This window comes from Pseudomonas sp. G34, from assembly GCF_031119625.1.
Classification (GTDB): Bacteria; Pseudomonadota; Gammaproteobacteria; order Pseudomonadales; family Pseudomonadaceae; genus Aquipseudomonas.
In genome coordinates this window covers 52,215-69,725 of sequence record NZ_JAVHZV010000016.1, presented here as the reverse complement: position 1 = coordinate 69,725, position 17,511 = coordinate 52,215, and the positions used below count along the sequence as shown (strand labels likewise).

General features: G+C 61.8%; 11 protein-coding genes. 4 read left to right on the top strand and 7 right to left on the bottom strand.

The genetic code is table 11. The annotated features are described in order from the left end of the window. Positions 1-316 precede the first annotated feature (316 nt). From QYS36_RS10335 to QYS36_RS10325, 3 genes are all read right to left on the bottom strand, one after another. The gene (locus QYS36_RS10335; RefSeq protein WP_192425123.1) at positions 317-2,137 is read right to left on the bottom strand and encodes a hypothetical protein; all 1,821 of its coding nucleotides are present in this window, start codon (positions 2,135-2,137) and stop codon (positions 317-319) included. 43 nt (positions 2,138-2,180) lie between these two features. Further along, positions 2,181-3,056 (bottom strand): restriction endonuclease, encoded by an 876-nt coding sequence (locus QYS36_RS10330; protein WP_308839397.1) that lies wholly within the window; start codon positions 3,054-3,056, stop codon positions 2,181-2,183. 264 nt (positions 3,057-3,320) lie between these two features. After that, positions 3,321-4,382 (bottom strand): SDR family oxidoreductase, encoded by a 1,062-nt coding sequence (locus tag QYS36_RS10325; RefSeq protein WP_308839396.1) that lies wholly within the window; start codon positions 4,380-4,382, stop codon positions 3,321-3,323. 88 nt (positions 4,383-4,470) lie between these two features. Here QYS36_RS10325 and QYS36_RS10320 point away from each other — a divergent pair, with 88 nt between their 5' ends. Continuing rightward, positions 4,471-4,851 carry a helix-turn-helix domain-containing protein gene (locus QYS36_RS10320; protein WP_308839395.1) on the top strand — a complete coding sequence of 127 codons (381 nt, stop codon included), beginning with the start codon at positions 4,471-4,473 and terminating at the stop codon, positions 4,849-4,851. A 192-nt stretch (positions 4,852-5,043) separates the two neighbouring features. Here the strand turns inward: QYS36_RS10320 and QYS36_RS10315 are convergent, their stop codons facing one another. Both QYS36_RS10315 and QYS36_RS10310 read right to left on the bottom strand, forming a co-directional pair. Then, complete coding sequence (locus QYS36_RS10315; RefSeq protein ID WP_308839394.1) at positions 5,044-8,235, bottom strand: hypothetical protein; 3,192 nt, start codon at positions 8,233-8,235, stop codon at positions 5,044-5,046. A 303-nt stretch (positions 8,236-8,538) separates the two neighbouring features. Beyond that, a complete protein-coding gene (locus QYS36_RS10310) occupies positions 8,539-9,984 on the bottom strand; it encodes a SulP family inorganic anion transporter (protein ID WP_308839393.1) in 1,446 nt (481 codons plus the stop codon). 388 nt (positions 9,985-10,372) lie between these two features. Between QYS36_RS10310 and fabV the strand changes: the two genes are divergently transcribed. After that, positions 10,373-11,581, top strand: a complete 1,209-nt coding sequence (fabV, locus tag QYS36_RS10305) for an enoyl-ACP reductase FabV (RefSeq protein WP_308839392.1) — start codon at positions 10,373-10,375, stop codon at positions 11,579-11,581. 480 nt (positions 11,582-12,061) lie between these two features. Beyond that, positions 12,062-13,660: an argininosuccinate lyase gene (locus tag QYS36_RS10300; protein ID WP_308839391.1), complete on the top strand. Its 1,599-nt coding sequence runs from the start codon at positions 12,062-12,064 to the stop codon at positions 13,658-13,660. Between the two features lie 140 nt (positions 13,661-13,800). Here the strand turns inward: QYS36_RS10300 and QYS36_RS10295 are convergent, their stop codons facing one another. Next, complete coding sequence (locus QYS36_RS10295) at positions 13,801-15,072, bottom strand: cation:dicarboxylate symporter family transporter (protein WP_308839390.1); 1,272 nt, start codon at positions 15,070-15,072, stop codon at positions 13,801-13,803. Positions 15,073-15,136: 64 nt separating this feature from the next. Here QYS36_RS10295 and QYS36_RS10290 point away from each other — a divergent pair, with 64 nt between their 5' ends. Continuing rightward, positions 15,137-16,054 carry a LysR family transcriptional regulator gene (locus tag QYS36_RS10290; protein ID WP_308839389.1) on the top strand — a complete coding sequence of 306 codons (918 nt, stop codon included), beginning with the start codon at positions 15,137-15,139 and terminating at the stop codon, positions 16,052-16,054. Between the two features lie 180 nt (positions 16,055-16,234). On the opposite strand, the gene QYS36_RS10285 is transcribed toward QYS36_RS10290, so the two are convergent. Next, complete coding sequence (locus QYS36_RS10285) at positions 16,235-17,341, bottom strand: Gfo/Idh/MocA family oxidoreductase (protein ID WP_308839388.1); 1,107 nt, start codon at positions 17,339-17,341, stop codon at positions 16,235-16,237. Between the last annotated feature and the right edge of the window lie 170 nt (positions 17,342-17,511).

Here is a 17,511-nt window from a genome sequence, read left to right as displayed (position 1 = left end):
CCTGTGGTCGTCTTGTTCGAAGGGGCGCGAGGATAGGGCAATATGCCCGAATTCCCAAACCCGATTGCGCTGCCAACCGGCCACACCTGCCCGATTCCTTTCCCTGCAGCGGTTCTGCTTAGGGCGGGAAAGGGCGGGTTGGTTCAGGTTAACGAAGCGGCTCGCGTGCGTGTGAGACAGTCACGTCATCGATCTAATGTATTGACATGAAGTTTCGCGCATTCACCGTGGTGACGTGAGAGTGAGTTATTTTTTTATAGAAAATAATTAGTGCCTGAGAACGGTTGATTGTTCTAGGGGCGGAAAATATATTGCGTTACTTGCTTTGGGTTTGTGATTGATTGTCTGCTTTGAGTTTTCTCAGTTCTTCTTTGAGGAGAGCTACTTCGTCAAGAAGATTTTTGTTTTCTTCGAGAATAAATTTTTTAGATGGGCTGCTAGGGTTGTGGTATGGCTTTATAGAGTAAATTAGGTCTAATTCATCTTTGTAAGGCATGAGAGGCTGATATAGCTGATGGAACGCGCGGCCGACGGCGCCTCTGAATAATTCAAGATTTGGTCTTTTAGCACCCACTGACAAAATGTGATCTGTGGCGATGCCGGGATATGGGTCTATGTAGATTACTTTTGTTATGCCAAGTTGATAGGCTTTTTTTGCGCAGAGTTCACAGGGGCTTGCAGTAGTAAGCAGTATACCTCCGCTAAGCTTCTGTCCTCCATTTTTCGCAATTTGCAAGAATGCATTTTCTTCTGCGTGTAAAGCACGGGTATGTACTTGATTTTTTTCTCCTTCAATTTCATTTTGGACGCTTTTGAAGCAGAATGGAATGTTTCTTGTTTTTGCTCCCTCCTGTATTAATCCTATATATTTGTCGCTTATGGCCTTTCGGAATACGTTGTCATTTTTCTCGTAGTCGCTGTAATCAGAAGGGTTGTTTCCCCGGAGCAAGTCTTCTGCATTACGCAAAAGGCATGGTGTCTGACCTTGAGGCGTATTATTCCAGCCAACGCTTTTTATACTATAGTTCTCATCCGTAACTACAGCTCCAACTTGGCGAGATATACAGCCTGAGCTCTGTTTGACGGTATATGCGACCTGCATGCAGTTTTCGACAGAAGTTGGCATCACCAGCCCTGGATGCATCATGAGTGCCAAATACCAACCGAGTTGCGATACTAGATCATTCTGATTAAATTCATTTTTCTTCGAGTTGTGAATGTGTATGTCGGATATCTCAATGCAGGCCTGGATGTTCTGAGCAATAAATTTCTTTTCTCCCGATATTTTTTCGGGGTATTCCTTGCTGTCGAGATCGTTGATTTCTTTACTAGATAGTTTTCTCGCTTCTCGTAAAGTATTGAGGCGCTGTGTATCAGGTGTGTTAATCGAGAGGAGGTAAAAGTTAGCGTATCGCCTTTTTAGGAAAAAGGCCTCGTAAGGGTTTCGTATTGCATCAATTACTATCCTACAAGGTGTATTTTTTTCTTTTGACGCAGCGTGCGCAATTTTAATTATTTTGTTTATGTGCTTGGGGAAATTAAATAGTTTTTCGCTGTTGAAGCGGCTGTCATCTGCAGCACCTGAAGATCTTACGTTGTCACCGGCGCTTTGATACAGTTTCGTAAATGCAGCGAGACCGATATGCTCTTTGATTATATTAGTGGCGACAGGGAGTCGTTCGAAATAAAGATCCAGCCACTCTTGATTGGTTGCTTTTTTTTTGGTGTGTTTGGTAGGGGTAAGGATCTGCAGCTTTTCACGTACAGAGATAAGGTCTTTATATGTTTGTTCTATTGTCTCTTCAGTGGTTGTGTCGCTAATTGTGTTTTTTAAGTATTCGTAGAACTGTTTTTGTTTTAGCAGTAAAAGGTGGTAGGTGATTATGGAGCGCGCTTCAAGTTTGTAAAATGTATGCCACTTTTCATTGTTGAGAAATTTATGAATAATTTTATGTTTCTTTAATTCATTGTTGGTTAGCCCTTCGTATCCATCTGCCGGGATGTCAAGGGACTGGGCGCAAAGTTTTGCTGCTGCTGTAGAGCAGCCGGATCCAGTTCGCCCAGTAAGCCCGATGATTAAGAAATCTCTCGCTTCTTCATAAATACTTTCAATTGCTTCGGCCGATGTAGAGTTCATAGTGCAGGCTCAAGTTCTTATATTTAGGTTTTTTGATTTTCTATTAAGGCTGCGTAGCAGTTCCTTTGCAGCCAGGCCACTTGGTACATCCCCAAAACTCCCGGCCGATACGCGGCCCTCGTTTGGCTACACGTTTGAGCATGGTCGAGTTGCAAACAGGACAGGTGGGCGTTTCGATTTTTGGGCCTACTTCTTCCAAGACTGGTTTTTTCTGAGAGGCTGTATGCGCCGGTCGAATCGGCGCGCGCTTGGCCGCAGCAATCCACTTATTCAGTTCCACCCCATCCACCAGCCGAATGTTGCGACCGCTGGCAAACTCCTTGGCTTCGGTGGTGAAACTGCCTGCTGTGACGACGAAGCCGCCAACAGCACCGTGGGTGACCATCGCGCCGAGAAACTCGCGGATGACCGGCACACCAACTCTGATGGCGCGCCACTGTTTGCACTGAACGATATAGCGCTCGTCCTGAGGGCTACGCAGGATCAGATCAACGCCGCCGTCCGGGCCGTTACTCCCGGTTTCGGTTATGCCGTAACCCTGTTGGCGCAGGGCCTCACCAACCAGTTGTTCGAATTCTTGCCAAGAGATGTTTTCCAGAGTGCGCCCGCTGAGCGTTGCAGAAGCGACCTCTGCGAGCAGTCTGCGGCGACGGATACGGCCGAAGATTGAGGCGATGGCACCGAATACGCACGCGGTGGGAATGATGTATTGAAACGCTGTCGCCCAACCGCGAAAGGCTGCGCTGGTCAAGTGGTTGGAGAATTGGCTGGCATCGCTCAGGCGCGGAGGGGGGCTGGTAGCGTAGGTGTGTAGCCAGTACCAGCTGAGCAGCGCCAGCAGGAAGCTGAGCCACCAGGGCAGGCGGCTGGCGATGGAGATAAGGTCGTCGAACGCGGAGGTCTTGCGACGTCTGGCCATCCCATTACTTCCCTATCTGCGGCCACTGACCGGCAGATGTCATGTCCCTGACTACCTTACTGCTGCGCTATGAAACACCGATCAACAGGTTACTTCACTAGCGCGGCAGAGGCGTGGCTTATCGCTATCAACGAGGCCGACGTTAGCCAATCTGATAGCCAATACGCAAGCCATCCGATAGTGGTAGTCGCGGGTTTAGTACTGTCGGGAGGAGTTTTGAGCAAGGAGCCCCTATTGAGGCTCCCGACGTAGGGGGGGCAGGGTTTACGGAATCAGCCTGGCCTTACGCAGCTGCTCGAAAACCGCGAAGAACGCCTCGTCGCTGGCCTGGTAGTCGAGAAAGCCCAGCTTGCGGCTTTTCGACATGTCGGTGACCACTTCGATGGGGCGGCCCAGGTCGGCGTCGGTGTGCCACGGGGAGGTCAGGCGGGTGATGTCGGCTTCAGCCAGGTCGTGCTGGGCGGCGAGGCTGAGCCAGATCTCCGCGTCGTTGGCCATCTGTTCTTCAAGCGGTGCGGGCTCGCCGTCGAAGGGCGCGGCCTGGATGCCGAACCACTCGGCGATGCGTTGCCACATCCATTTCCAGCGAAACACGTCGCCGTTGACGATATTGAACGCCTGGTTGGCGGCCGCCGGGGTGGTCGAGGCCCAAAGCAGTTGTCTGGCCAACTGGCGGGCATCGGTCATGTCGGTGAGGCTGTTCCACTGCACGGCCGAGCCAGGGAAGCGGAAAGGGCGGCCGGTTTCCCGGCAGATCGAGGCGTAGACGGCGAGGGTGGTTGCCATGTTCATGGCATTGCCGACCGCCACGCCGGTGATGGTGTGTGGGCGGTGCACGCTCCAGGTGAAACCGTCACGCTTGGCGGCGGCGAACACTTCATCTTCCTGGGCGTAGTAGAAGTTCTCCACGTCGAGGCGGCCCTGTTCCTCGCGAAACGGCGTCTGCGGCAGGGTGCCCTTGCCGTAGGCCTCGAACGGGCCGAGGTAGTGCTTGAGGCCGGTGACCAGGGCGACGTGCTCGACGCTGCCGGCCGGGCGCAGGGCATCCAGCAGGTTGCGGATCATCGCCGCGTTGACGCGGATGTTTTCCGCCTCGGTGGCCTGGCGCGCCCAGGTGGTCAGGTACAGGTGGGTGGGCTTCAGGCCTTCGAGGGCCGTGGCCAGCGAAGCGGGGTCGAGCAGATCGGCGGCCAGCGGGGTAACGTTATCGGCGGCCTTCGGGTTGCGAGCCAGGCCGCTGACCTGCCAGCCCTGTTCGGCCAACAGGCGCGAGGTAGCGCTGCCGACGATACCGCTGGCGCCGACGACCAGTGCGTGATGTGCCATGAATCTATTCCTCCACAAGAACGAGTGTTGGCACCATAACGACGCTGCAGACTCAAACCAAGACGGCACCAAAAGGTAACCACCCCCGATGCAACCTGGCACTCCCGATGAACAATGGCGCGAAGACTGCGCGCCGCGCCGCGTACTCGAACTGTTCGCCACCAAGTGGACGAGCATGATCCTGCACACCTTGCATGCCCGCCATGGCGGCACCGCCCGCACTGGCGTGCTGCAGCGCAGCCTGCCCGGTATCTCCAAGAAAATGCTGGTGCAGACGCTGCGCGAACTGGAAGCCAGCGGCCTGATCGACCGCCAGGTGCACGACAGCGTGCCGCCCACCGTCGACTACTCGCTCACCGAGCTCGGCCGGCGGCTGGTCGAGCCCATCGAGATGATCTACGACTGGGCTCGCGACAATGCCCAGGCGCTCGATGCCTTGCAGCCGCGGCAGACCTCACGCAGGCGTTGAGGGTGCGGGGCGAGTGCGCTTTCAGGCCTTGAGCTCGGGGTGAGCAGCCTGAGCTCGCCATGCTGAACGTGGTGGACAGGCTGCGCGTTGGCCACCAGCTCTCCTGCGACGTGCAGCACCAGCTGCGCAAGCGCGCCCATGGGGAGCATGGGAACGCCTGTCGCGCGTCGCTGCTGCCAATCCGGGCTTGGCTCAGGAGCCGACGGTTGACCCCCGATCCATGACGGTATCCAGGTTGTCGCCGTCGCCCTTGTAGTCCTCGTGCTGGCCGTCCCAGTAGGTGTGTCCGCGGTCAACGAAGTAGTCCCATTCGTCGTTGCGGTATTCGAAGATGCTCTTGTCGTCCGGCGCATCGCGCTGGCCGTAGCTGTGCATGTATTCGTCGAGGAATTCGAAGCGCTGCAGGCCGTCGTCGGTGAGCAGGTCGTCGCCTTCCAGGTCGGTGAACAGGTCCTTGAGGCTGTCGCGGTAGTCGTCGAGTTTGTTGTTGTACTTGATGTCCTCGATGATGCTGAAGGGCAGGGTGGCGATGGTCAGCGCGGCGGATATCCAGAACATCGGGCCGACCGCGGCGCGGGCGAAGCTGAGCTTGGCCAGGGCGCCGGCCGAGGCAGCGCCGCCGCCCACGCCGAAGGCCCCGGCGGCCACCGTGATGGCGCCCTGGGCGATCATCGCCTTGTCGCCGGCATCTGCGCCTTTCTTGATCATCAAGCCGCCAAGCACCGCATCGGCGACGCCGACGAAGGTGTTGGCGCCGGCATCCAGCACGCGCAGGAAGGCACCGGCGCCGCGGCTGAAGGCATTGGAGTCGGCGAGCACTGGCGTGCCGCTGAAGCCTTCCTTCATGCCCTTGATGACCTCCTTGTAGTCGGATTGCGAGAGGTCGAGCTTGTCCGCCATCTTGGCGTCGTCGGCCAGTGGCGCGCTGGCCAGCAATTCATCGAGATTGGTCTGGAAGCGCGCGCCGATTTCCGAGGTGAACGGCCGGTTCTCTGGCAGGCCCTTGCCGAAGATCTCCGGCAGGGATTTGTCCAGGCCCAGCATGGCGTTGAGGTGGCTGCCATTGACCTTGTCGATGATGTGGGTGCCGAGGTTGACGAAGTGCTGGCTGGCGCCAAAGAAGGCGACCATTTCCTTGGCGATGGCCAGGCGCTCTTCCGGGGTGCCGCCCAGCTTGCCGCCGGCCATCTGGTAGATGCCCGAGGCCAGGGATATCAGGCCGCCGGTGGAGCCCAGGGCGCCGTTGCTGTTCAGCACGCTGATGGTGGACAGCATGCCGCCGTCGGTCTTTTCGTTGAGCGCCTTGTAGACGTCTTTCTTCATCAGATCGTCGATGTCGCTCTGGGTGACTTCGCCGTTCTTGATGAAACGGTCGCCCAGCTCCTGCAGCGCCTTGCCGAAATCCTTGGCGGTCTGCTTGTCGCCGAGGAATTCGTTGATGAATTTGTCGAGGCTTTCGGCGGTGCGCCGCGGCAGGTCGACACCGGCTTTTTTCAGGGCGGTGAGTACGGTCTTGACCACGTCCTGGGTGGCCAGGGCGAGATTGTCGTCGTTGATCAGCTCGGGGTTGGCCATCAGCTTGTCGAGGTCGACGATGGTGGCGTCGAGCTGCAGCTTCTGGGCGAACTCGGCGGCCTTTTCCGGGTTGGCGATGGCCAGTTGTGCATAGGTTTCGCGGATGTCGGCGGCAGCCAGGTCGTCTTTGCCGTCGGCCTGCAGGTCGCGGATGTGCTTGACGTAGTCCTCGCTGAAGGCCATGTCCTCGAGTTTCTTGGTCACCTCGTCCTTGTTGGGCAGGGCGTCGAGGGCGCTCTTCTGCGCCGCGAGGAAATCCTTCTGCACGGCTTCGCTGGAGAACAGCGTGGTGAGCTGCTCGTCGACCTTGCGGCCGTCGATGATGGTTTCGAAGTCCTCACCCTTGGTACCGCTGGTGCTCTGGCCCTTGCCGATGTCGAGGGTGACCATGTCCAGGCCGCCCTCCAGGGTGCCCTGGGCGCGCAGGGCGCGGTACATCTTGGCGCGGTCGTCGTCTTCCTTGATGGAGCCGTCTTCGATGCCTTTCTTCCAGCCGTCGATGACCTTTTGCCAGGTCAGCTCGCTGACGGTCAGCGAGCGTTTGCTGTCCTTGGGGTCTTTCTCGCTGGTTGTCATGCTGCCGATATCCAGCTCGCCGGTGGTCGGTAGCTGGCTGTCGCCACGGGCATCGTCGACCATCTCGAGGTTGTTGCGGCGGCCCTGGTCTTCGGCGACCAGGCGATCGTACAGGGTGGGATTGAGTTCGCGGGAGACGATGACCTTGCGGCTGTTGTCGCCGTCGAAGATTTCAGCGCGCACGAAACCGTCGCCGACTTCGCCTTCGGGGCCGATGGTGGCGCCGGCGATTTCCTCGCTGGTCAGGTAATCGTCCGGGTGCAGCATGGCGTAGCCTTCCTTCTCCTGCTCGTTGGCCTTGAGCATGATCTCGGCGTTCTTCTTCAGCTGGGCGAACAGTTCCGGGCTGAGCGCCTCGGCGACCGCGACCTTGTCGCCGTCCCAGGTTTCGTAGGTGATGAGGCCGTTGTCGCCGACGTTGCCTTCCCAGCGAATCGCCTTGTAGTCGGGGTAGGGCGGTGCTTCGCCATCGCGCTCGAGCAGGCTGTGGCCGTCTGCCTGGGCGCGGTCCATGGCACCGCGGGAATCGTCGTTGCTGATGAGCTTTTCCATCTTGCTCAGGTAGTCGAACAGGCCCGGGTTGTCGTCCTTGTGCAGCACCACCTTGTCATCGCCGTTGTGATAGCGGATCACCCCGGGGCCCATCTCGTCGACCTTGCCCACGCCCAGGCCGCTGTAGGGCGGCCAGGTTTCGTTGTCGCTGGCGCGGCGGTAGCCGTCTTCCTCGCTGGCCGCGATGCCGTCGAGGGACTCCTTGAGGCTGCCGAGCTTGTCGAACATGTCCGGGTTGTCGGCCCTGGCGAGCACCATGCCTTCGCCGTCCCTGTTGAGGTAGCGGATCACGTCGGGGGAGAGGCTTTCGATGGCCTGGTAGTCGCGCACGCTGTCCGGCGCCTTGTCGTCCTTGCCGGCGCGGCGGTCACCCTCGGCGGTGGCCTGGTTGAGCGCCTTGAGGGTCTCGAAATCCTTCTTCACCTGCTCGAACAGCGCCGGCGAGGTGGAGCGCAGCACGATGACCTTGTCGCCGCTGTGGGTTTCATAGCGGATGGTGTCGTTGGCCACCTCGTTGGCCGGGCCGATGCTCTTGTAGTCGCCGAGGGCAGGCGCCTTGGCGTCTGGCGCCGCGGGTTTGTAGTCCTGGCGAGGCTTGGTCTGGGCGAGTGCCAGGTTGGCATCGAAGGTTTTTTCGGAGGAGGACGGCGGCGTTTTCGACAGACGCGGGATGCTGCTCATGGTGGGCTCCATTCGACCTGAGGGATAGTTGCCTGACAACGACGACTCCAGCACAGAGCCGAAACAAGCACGACACCACGGGCAGAGCCGCGGTGAGCGGAACTGTGCAAAGGGCGGATGACAGAATCATTGCAGGCGGCGCAGGGCAAACGGCTCGCCATGGTCGGCGAAGCGGCGCCAGGCCAGGGCTGGTGCGGGGGAGCGGGGCAGCAGCAGGCACCGGGCAACTCGTCCTGTTTAACAGCTTTTCACAACGGCGCGCTGCGAAACAGGCCCGGCGCGTTTCGCCGGGCGCTGTGAGTGTCAGGCCGGGTGCATGCCGGAGCGCTTGAGCAGCTGCTTGCAGCGTTCGGACAGGTGCACCACGCGCAGGTGCTTGCCGGCCTTGCTGTAGCGCTCGCGCAGGGTCATCAGGGCGGCAATCGCCGAGTAGTCGACGAAGCTGAGGTGGCGGCAGTCCACGGTGACGTGCTCGGGGTCGTTGGCGGTGTCGAACTGATTGAGAAACTGCGTGGTCGAGGCGAAGAACAGCGTGCCGCGGGGCAGGTAGAGTTTGCTGCCGTCGGCTTCCAGGTGGCTTTCGGCATACAGCTCGCGGGCGTGTTGCCAGGCGAAGTTCAGCGCGGCGATGACGATGCCGCACGACACCGCCACGGCCAGGTCGGTAAGCACGGTGATGATGGTCACGGCGATGATCACCAGCACGTCGTTGAGCGGTACCTTGCCGAGCACCCGCAGCGAGGCCCAGGCGAAGGTCTGCTGGGCGACCACGAACATCACGCCGACCAGGGCGGCGAGGGGAATCAGCTCGATCAGCGGCGACAGGAACAGGATGTAGAGCAGGATCATCACTCCGGCAACGATGCCGGACAGCCGGCCGCGACCGCCGGAGCTGAGGTTGATCATGGTCTGGCCGATCATCGCGCAGCCGCCCATGCCGCCGCACATGCCCGAGGCGATATTGGCCGCGCCCAGGGCCACGCATTCGCGGTCCGGGTGGCCGCGGCTTTCGGTGATTTCATCGGTGAGGTTGAGGGTCAGCAGGGTTTCCAGCAGACCGACCATGGCCATCAAGACTGCGTAAGGCAGGATGATCTGCAGGGTTTCCAGGCTCCAGGGAATCTGCGGCAGCGCCGGTACCGGCAGGCCGCCGGCGATCTTCGCCATGTCGCCCAGGGTGTGGGTCGGCAGGTGCAGGAAGTAGGTAAGCAAACCGACACCGAGAATCGCCGCCAGGGCCGGCGGGATCACCTTGGTCAGGCGCGGCAGGCAGTAGACGATGGCCATGGTCAGCGCTACCAGGCCGAGCATCAGGTACAGCTCGTTGCCCTCGATCCAGCGGCCGTCGCGCTGGAAGTGCTCCAGCTGCGCGGTGGCGATGACGATGGCCAGGCCATTGACGAAACCGAGCATCACCGGGTGCGGCACCATGCGCACCAGCTTGCCCAGGCGCAGCAAGCCGAAGGCCATCATGATCAGGCCGCCGAGCAGCACGGTGGCCAGCAGGTACTCGACGCCGTGCTGCACCACCAGCGCGACGATGACCACCGCCATGGAGCCGGCCGCGCCGGAAATCATCCCGGGGCGGCCGCCGAACAGCGCGGTGATCAGGCAGATGAAGAAGGCGCCATAGAGGCCCATCAACGGGTTGACCTGGGCCACCAGGGCGAAGGCGATGCATTCGGGCACCAGCGCGAACGAGGACGTGAGACCGGCCAGGATATCGGCGCGCAGACGGGCGATTTTCATGGGTTACCTGAATCGAGCAAGACGGACACCCGGCAGCAGGCGGGGTGCGGTACGGCCTGTGCGGCCTTGGAATAGGAAGGCCTGCGATGGTAAGGAATCGCGTGGGCGAAGGCCAGTGCGGGGGGATGGCTGGGGAAAAGATTCCCGGGTTTCGCTGCGCTCCGGACCACCGCCATGCGCTCGTAGCCTGGGTTGAGCAACACGATACCCGGGGACCTGGATGGCGCCATTCACAACGTCGTCGAGACCCTGCGACAAAACAACCAGGCGACCAAATGTGGCCTGGCTGGCTTTTGCAGCGACCAATAGGTCTAATTAGCCTTTTTCTCGGGCGGGAAATCGGCAGTAAACTGTCGCCTGCCCAACACACGATGACGAGGTAAACACGTTGATTATCCACCCTAAAGTTCGTGGCTTCATCTGTACCACCACCCACCCGCTGGGTTGCGAGCGCAACGTGGCCGAGCAGATCGAGGCGACACGCAAACTGGGCGTGCGTAATGACGGTCCGAAAAAGGTGCTGGTGATCGGTGCTTCCAGCGGCTACGGCCTGGCTGCGCGCATCACTGCCGCCTTCGGCTTTGGCGCCGATACCCTGGGCGTGTTCTTCGAGAAGCCGGGCACCGAGACCAAGGCCGGCACCGCTGGCTGGTACAACTCGGCCGCGTTCGACAAGTTCGCCAAGGCCGAAGGCCTGTACAGCAAGTCGATCAACGGCGACGCCTTCTCCGATGAAGCCCGTGCCAAGGTCATCGAGCTGATCAAGAACGAGATGGGTGGCAAGGTCGACCTGATCGTCTACTCCCTGGCCTCGCCGGTGCGCAAGCTGCCGCAGAGCGGTGAAGTGATCCGTTCGGCGCTCAAGCCGATTGGCCAGCCGTACAAGTCGACCGCCATCGACACCAACAAGGACGTGATCATCGAGGCGTCCATCGAGCCGGCCACCGAGCAGGAAGTTGCCGACACCGTCACCGTCATGGGCGGCCAGGACTGGCAGCTGTGGATCGACGCCCTGGCCAGCGCCGACGTGTTGGCCGAAGGCGCGCGTACCGTGGCCTTCAGCTACATCGGCACCGAAATCACCTGGCCGATCTACTGGCACGGTGCGCTGGGCAAGGCCAAGCAGGATCTGGACGAAACCGCCCTGCGCCTGGACCAGAAACTGGCCGCTGAAGTCAAGGGCGGCGCCAACGTGGCCGTGCTCAAGTCGGTGGTCACCCAGGCCAGCTCGGCGATTCCGGTGATGCCGCTGTACCTGTCGATGGTGTTCAAGATCATGCAGGAAAAGGGCGTCCACGAAGGCACCCAGGACCAGCTCGACCGTTTGTTCCGTGACCGTCTGTTCCGCGCCGATGGCGCCCCCGCCGAGGTCGACGAAAAAGCCCGCCTGCGCCTGGACGACTGGGAACTGCGCGACGACGTACAGGACGCCTGCAAGGCCATGTGGCCCCAGGTGACCACCGAGAACCTGTTCGAACTGACCGACTATGCCGGTTACAAGAAGCAGTTCCTCAACCTGTTCGGCTTCGAGCGCAGCGACGTGGACTACGATTCGGACGTGGCCACCGACGTCCAGTTCGACGTGGTGCAGCTGTAATCCGCAGGCACTAGCGGCACGCAAAAAGGGACGCCTTGCAGGCTGTGTGAAAACTACTGCGCTCGGCCATGCTGCGTTAAAAACCGGCTCAAAATGCTCATTTACACCACGTAAACTGCGCTTTTTCGCCGGTTTGCGGGGGCGCCTAGCCCTTGCCTGACCTTCGCTCGCTACGTTTTCACACAGCCTGCTGGCGTCCCTTTTTTGTTCCTGTTGTGCCGTGCTGAACAAGGGGGCACAGCGTCGTCCCGGCGCGTCTGGGAGGCGTCGCCAGATCGACCCAGGCCTGCTGGTGAACACCTGACGCCTGCGCGAGGCATCCGCAAACCATGGCCTTTGGCTGAATCGATTCGGTATCTTTTAGATATTGAGTGGATATTTTTAATATATTTTATATCTCTATTGCCCGTCGCTAGCATGTCGGGGCTGCTGTCTTTCACGGCAGCCGTGCCCTCATTGATAGCGAGCGGGATTGAAACCATGAGAACAACAAAGACCCTGCTGCACCTGGCCGTCGTCTATGGGCTGTGCGCCTCCAGCGGCGCGCTGGCGGCCAATACCGCCGAGCTGCCTTGCCGCACCACGGCCGAATGCGCCGAGCAGGCGCGCAAGATCGGCGCGACGGTAGACCAATCGGTGCTCAAGGGGGGCGCCTACGAAAGCCAGTTCGCCTGGATAAACCGCATCAACAAGGCTTCGATCGTCATGCTCACCGAGGAGGGCATCGTCAAGGCCCCCCAGGGCAAGCGCATCGCCAGCGGTGTGCAGCACGTGATCGAGCAGGCGACCGCCGCCGACGGCAAACGCCCCAGCGATGTGCTGCAGATCGAGCAGATCATGATCGACAAGATCGGCCCGCAAGCGTCGCTGATCCATTCCGGGCGCAGCCGCCAGGACATGTACGCCACCTATCGCCTGGCCGTGCTGCGTGCCCAGGTGCTTGCCTACGGCGATGCGCTCAACGCCTCGCGCGCGCGCCTGCTGAAGCTCGCCGGTGATAACGTCGACACCCTGATCCCGGCCTACACCAACGGCGTGCAGGCCATGCCGATCAGCTACGCCCATTACCTGCTGGCGTTCGAGGCTTCCTTCGAGCGCGACGCGCAGCGTATCCGCGAGCTCTATGCGCGGCTGAACCTCAGCCCGATGGGCACCGCGGTGTTGGCCAACTCCGGCTGGCCGCTGAACCGCGAGCGCCTGGCCACGCTGCTGGGCTTCGATGGCGTGCGCGAGAACTCGCTGGATTCGAGCCAGGTATCGACCTTCGACATTCCCCTGGAGGCGGCGGGTATCGCCTCGTCGTCGGCGATTCGCGTGGGGGCGCTGATCGGCGACATCCACACCCAGTATCACCAGACCCGCCCCTGGCTGCTGCTGGAGGAGGGCTCGACCTATACCAGTAGCGCCATGCCGCAGAAGCGCAATCCCGGCCTCTTGATGCGTACCCGCGAATCGGCCTCCGATGTCGTCGGCCTGGCGGGCGCCACCACCATCCGCGCGCACAACGTCACCACCGGCATGACCGACTACAAGGCCGCGTTCGACGACCTTGGCCTGTTCAAGTCGGCCACCGAGATGTTCGAGCGCCTGGACATGGTGCTCGATGCCCTGGTGATCAATCCCGAGCGGGCCATGGAAGAGCTGGATGCCGACTGGACCACCTCGATGGAGCTGGCCGATACCCTGGAACGCGAGCACCAGGTACCGTTCCGCATCGGTCACAGCTTCGCCTCGCTGATCGTCGGTCAGGCGCGTGCTCAAGGCCTGCTGCCGAAGACGTTCCCCTACGCTGAGGCGCAGAAGCTCTATGCCAAGGCCGCGCAGAAATACGATTGGCAAGAACAGCGCCTGCCGCTGAGCGAGAGTGCCTTTCGCGCCACCCTGTCGCCGCGCACCATGGTCGAGACGCGCAAGGGCACCGGCGGCCCGCAACCTGCCGAGGTCAGGCGCATGCTGGCCGAGGCCGGCAAACGCCTGCAGGCCGATGAAGGCTGGATGAGCGAGCGCCGTCAGCAACTGGTCGAGGCGGACCAGGCGCTGGACAAGGCCTTCGCCAAGCTATTGCCGGCTTCGCGTTGATGTCGGGGCGGCGAGGCCTTGCTGGCCTCGCCGCTCAGTTTCGGCAGAGCCCGAAAGGTCAGAGATCGGCGCCGCTACGCCTGGCTGCTGCGTTCGCTCGTGCTGGCCGGCACGCTATCGAGCGATGCGCTGGCGCGCCGTCAGCCCAGCACTTCGCGCAGCTTGTGCCTGTCCACCTTGCCACCCCAGTGGGCGATGACCACGCAGGCCACGCAATTGCCCAGCACGTTGGTCAGCGAACGGCATTTCATCAGGCGTTCCACGCCGATCAGGATGCCGATGCTTTCCAGTGGCACGATATTCAGCACGCTCAGCGTGGCGGTGAGGATGACGAAGGCCGAGCCGGCCACGCTGGTCGAACCCAGGGACGTCAGCAGGCTGACCAGCAGGATGCTGCCCAACTGCAGGGCGCCCAGTTCGATGTGGGCCAGTTGGGCGAGAAACACGATGGCGACCGCCAGGTACAGGTTCGAGCCGTTGAGGTTGAAGCTGTAGCCGGCGGTGAGCGTCAGGCGCACGGCCTGGCTGTCGCAACCGGCCGCTTCCAGTTTATCGATCAGGCGGGGCAGGGCGGCGACCGAGGAGCCGGTGGTGGCTACCAGCAGCAGCTCTTCCTGGATGTAGCCGAGCAGCCGCTGCAGTCGGCAACCGGCCAGGCGCAGGGCGATGGCCGGCACCAGCAGCAGATAGACCAGGCATGCGGCATAGGCCACCACGACGAACTTGACCAGTGGGACGGCCGCTTGCAGCCCGTACTTGCCGATGATGAAGGCGAGGGCGCCGAAGGCGGCCAGCGGCGCGAGGCTGACGATCACCTGCATGACGCGAAACACCTGCTTCACGGTCTGCTCGAGGCGCGGCGCCAGGTACTGGCCGGCCTTGCCGCTACGCCCGAGCAACAGGCCGCAGACCACGGCGACCAGCAGCACCTTGAGGATGACGCTCTGCTCCAGCGCGTCGAGCAGCAGGCCGGGCAGTTGCGAGTAGAGTGGGCCGTCGTCCGCGGCTGGCACGGCGGGCCAGTCGCTGCCCATGTGCTGCAGGCCGCCGCCAGGCTGCATGAGCAGGGCGACCAGCAAGCCGACCAGCAATGACAGCAGCGACATCAGTTGCCAGTAGCCAACGGCCTTGAGCCCCAGCCGCGCCGTGGCCCGGTAGTCGCTGAGGGCGGCGACGCTGGAGCACACCAGCACGAACATCACCACCGGCGTGCACAGGCCGATGGCGGAAATGAACAGATCGCTGAGCGGCTTCATCTGCACCGCCAGATCAGGCCGCCAGACACCCAGCAGGGCGCCCAGGACGAGTGCCAGCAGAAGCAGGGCAAGGCCTGTTCGCGAATGCCTGAGAATCATCAAGGCCTGTCTTGTTCTTGTTGTCGGCGTGACGTCGAGGCCACCGGGGGCGTTCATCCTACCCCATCGCCGGAGGGATTCGGTATGGTGTGCCGGCTTTACCAACCTCCCCGAGGGCTGCATGGAACTTCGTCATCTGCGCTACTTCGTCATGGTTGCCGAAGAACGGCACTTCACCCGCGCTGCCGCCCGCCTGAACATCCAGCAGCCGCCGTTGAGCCAGCAGATCCGGGCGCTGGAACAGGAGCTCGGCTTCGACCTGTTCATCCGCCACGCCAAGGGCGTCGACCTCACCGTTGGCGGCGAGGTGTTCCTGGGCGAGGCGCGCGACATCCTCCAGCGGGTGTCGCAGGGCGCGCTCAAGGCCGCGCGCACGGCGAAGGGCATCGAGGGGCGGCTGAACGTCGGCTTCACCAGCTCGGCGGCGTCGCACCCGCTGATTCCCAGGATCATCCGCTGCTATCGGGATACCTATCCGGGGGTGGATATCGGCCTCAATGAAGGCAATGCCCAGGAACTCACCGATGAGCTCAGTGGCAGCGATCTGGATGTCGGCATCCTGCGCGCGCCGGTGGGCAATCCCCCAGGCGTCGCCTACCACCGCCTGCTCAACGAAGAGCTGCTGCTCACCCTGCCGGTGGGGCATCGGCTGCTGGCGGGCAAGGGCGCGGTTTCGCTGAAGGATCTGGCCGGCGAAGCGCTGATCCTGGTGCGCCGCCCCGGTGCGCCGGGGATGTACGCCAACTTCCTGCAGGCCTGCCGTAATGCGGGTTTCGAGCCGCACGTGGCATTCGAGGTGGAGCGCATGCTCACCAACGTCAGCCTGGTGGCCGCTGGCGCCGGGGTTTCCGTGGTGCCGGCGTCGATGCGCGGCTTTCACGAGCACAGCGTGGCCTACCGCTCGATTGGCGATGCCAAGCCGCGCCTGGTGGCGCCGATCACCCTGGCCTGCCGGCAATTGCATCAGTCGCCCCAGGTGGCCAACTTCATTGCCCTGGCACGGGAGCTGGGGGGCGAACACCGCAGGCAGCCACGCTGAGGTGCAGCTGGCTTGGCCTCGGCCGGTTGGCGAGCCCAGCAGAGCGAGCGCGCCGGGTGGCCGTCTCGAGCCCCGCAATGGCAAACGCCCGGTGCGCAGCACCGGGCGTTTTCAGTCGCGCCTAGCCGCCGGCAACCAGGTAAGGCGGTGCGCGCGCGGGTCGGCTACGGCTCGCTGGACTCAGCTCACCGGTTCGCTGGTGTTGACGTACTCCGGCACGTTGGCCAGCGGCAGGCGGCGTGCCTGCTCGACACTCACGCCCGGGCGCTTGGGCAGCGGGTCGAGGCGCTGCGGCTGGCCGGTTTCCAGGGCGCGCTCGATGGCTTCCAACACGCGTACGTCGCGCCAGCCTTCGTCGCCGTCGGGCTCCGGCTCACGGTTCTGCAGGATGCAGTCGGAGAAGTACTGGGTTTCCCCGGCGAACTGGTCGACCACCGGGTGCTCGTGCTCGCTGGTCTTGCCGCCGATGGTGGCGCGGTAGCTGACCGCGGTGCCTTCGCCAAAGCCGAAACAGGGTGAGGCCTCGAATTCACCCTTGCTGCCGAGCACCTGCAGACGCTCGGTGTAGGGCAGGCTGTAGCTCACGGTAAAGACCGCCATGCGCTCCTCGGCGAAGCGCATGGTCACGGCTACCGTGTCTGGCGTGTTGATTTCACGGCCAGGGGTTTGCACGGCAACCGCGCGTACTTCCAGGGGCTCGTCGTCGAACAGGTTGCGCACGGCATTGATCGGATAGGGGCCCATGTCGGTCACCGGGCCGGCCCAATAGCCGCTCTGCATGCGGTGGTTGGCCGGGTCGACGGTCTGCGTGAAGGTGGCGTTGAACAGCCGTGGGTCGCCGATATCGCCGGCGCGAACGCGGTGGATCATCTCCACGGTGCCGGGTTCGAAGTGCAGGCGGTAGGCGATCATCAGCTTGGCGCCCGAGCGTTCGGCCGCCGCGGTAATGGCCTGGCAGTCTTCCTGGCTGGTGGCCATGGGCTTTTCCAGCAGCACATGGATGCCGGCATCCAGCGCCGGCTCGGCGAACTCGCGGTGGCGGAAGTTGGGCGTGGCCAGGTAGATGGCGTCGATCTCGCCTGAAGCGAGCAGGGCGGGGAATTCTTCGTAGCGGTAGCTCTTGATGTTGTAGAGCGCTGCCAGCTTGTCGGCCTTGATCGGGTCGCCGGTTACCAGTGCGGTGATCACCGAGTTGTCGGTCTGGCCTACGCCGGGCATGAACGCGCCCTGGGAAATCCAGCCGCCACCGACCACCGCGTAACGAACCTTGCCTTGAGCATCGGGCATTTCATCAACTCCTCTGCAACGCCGAACTGCATTGTTCAGCTTCTTATTCAATCGGCAGGTGAGGCTAGATGAAGTTCCCGCAAAGCGCCTGCCGGTCGGCGTTCGAGCGCCGTTTGCAGCGGCTGTGAAATCATCGCGGCAAACCGTGGTCTGTATGCGCGGCACGCCGT

Excerpts from the sequence above, each read along its gene's own strand:
- QYS36_RS10335 (WP_192425123.1), bottom strand. The coding sequence starts at position 2,137 with ATGAACTCTACATCGGCCGAAGCAATTGAAAGTATTTATGAAGAAGCG.
- QYS36_RS10330 (WP_308839397.1), bottom strand. The coding sequence starts at position 3,056 with ATGGCCAGACGTCGCAAGACCTCCGCGTTCGACGACCTTATCTCCATC.
- QYS36_RS10325 (WP_308839396.1), bottom strand. The coding sequence starts at position 4,382 with ATGGCACATCACGCACTGGTCGTCGGCGCCAGCGGTATCGTCGGCAGC.
- QYS36_RS10320 (WP_308839395.1), top strand. The coding sequence starts at position 4,471 with ATGCAACCTGGCACTCCCGATGAACAATGGCGCGAAGACTGCGCGCCG.
- QYS36_RS10315 (WP_308839394.1), bottom strand. The coding sequence starts at position 8,235 with ATGAGCAGCATCCCGCGTCTGTCGAAAACGCCGCCGTCCTCCTCCGAA.
- QYS36_RS10310 (WP_308839393.1), bottom strand. The coding sequence starts at position 9,984 with ATGAAAATCGCCCGTCTGCGCGCCGATATCCTGGCCGGTCTCACGTCC.
- QYS36_RS10300 (WP_308839391.1), top strand. The coding sequence starts at position 12,062 with ATGAGAACAACAAAGACCCTGCTGCACCTGGCCGTCGTCTATGGGCTG.
- QYS36_RS10295 (WP_308839390.1), bottom strand. The coding sequence starts at position 15,072 with ATGAACGCCCCCGGTGGCCTCGACGTCACGCCGACAACAAGAACAAGA.
- QYS36_RS10290 (WP_308839389.1), top strand. The coding sequence starts at position 15,137 with ATGGAACTTCGTCATCTGCGCTACTTCGTCATGGTTGCCGAAGAACGG.
- QYS36_RS10285 (WP_308839388.1), bottom strand. The coding sequence starts at position 17,341 with ATGCCCGATGCTCAAGGCAAGGTTCGTTACGCGGTGGTCGGTGGCGGC.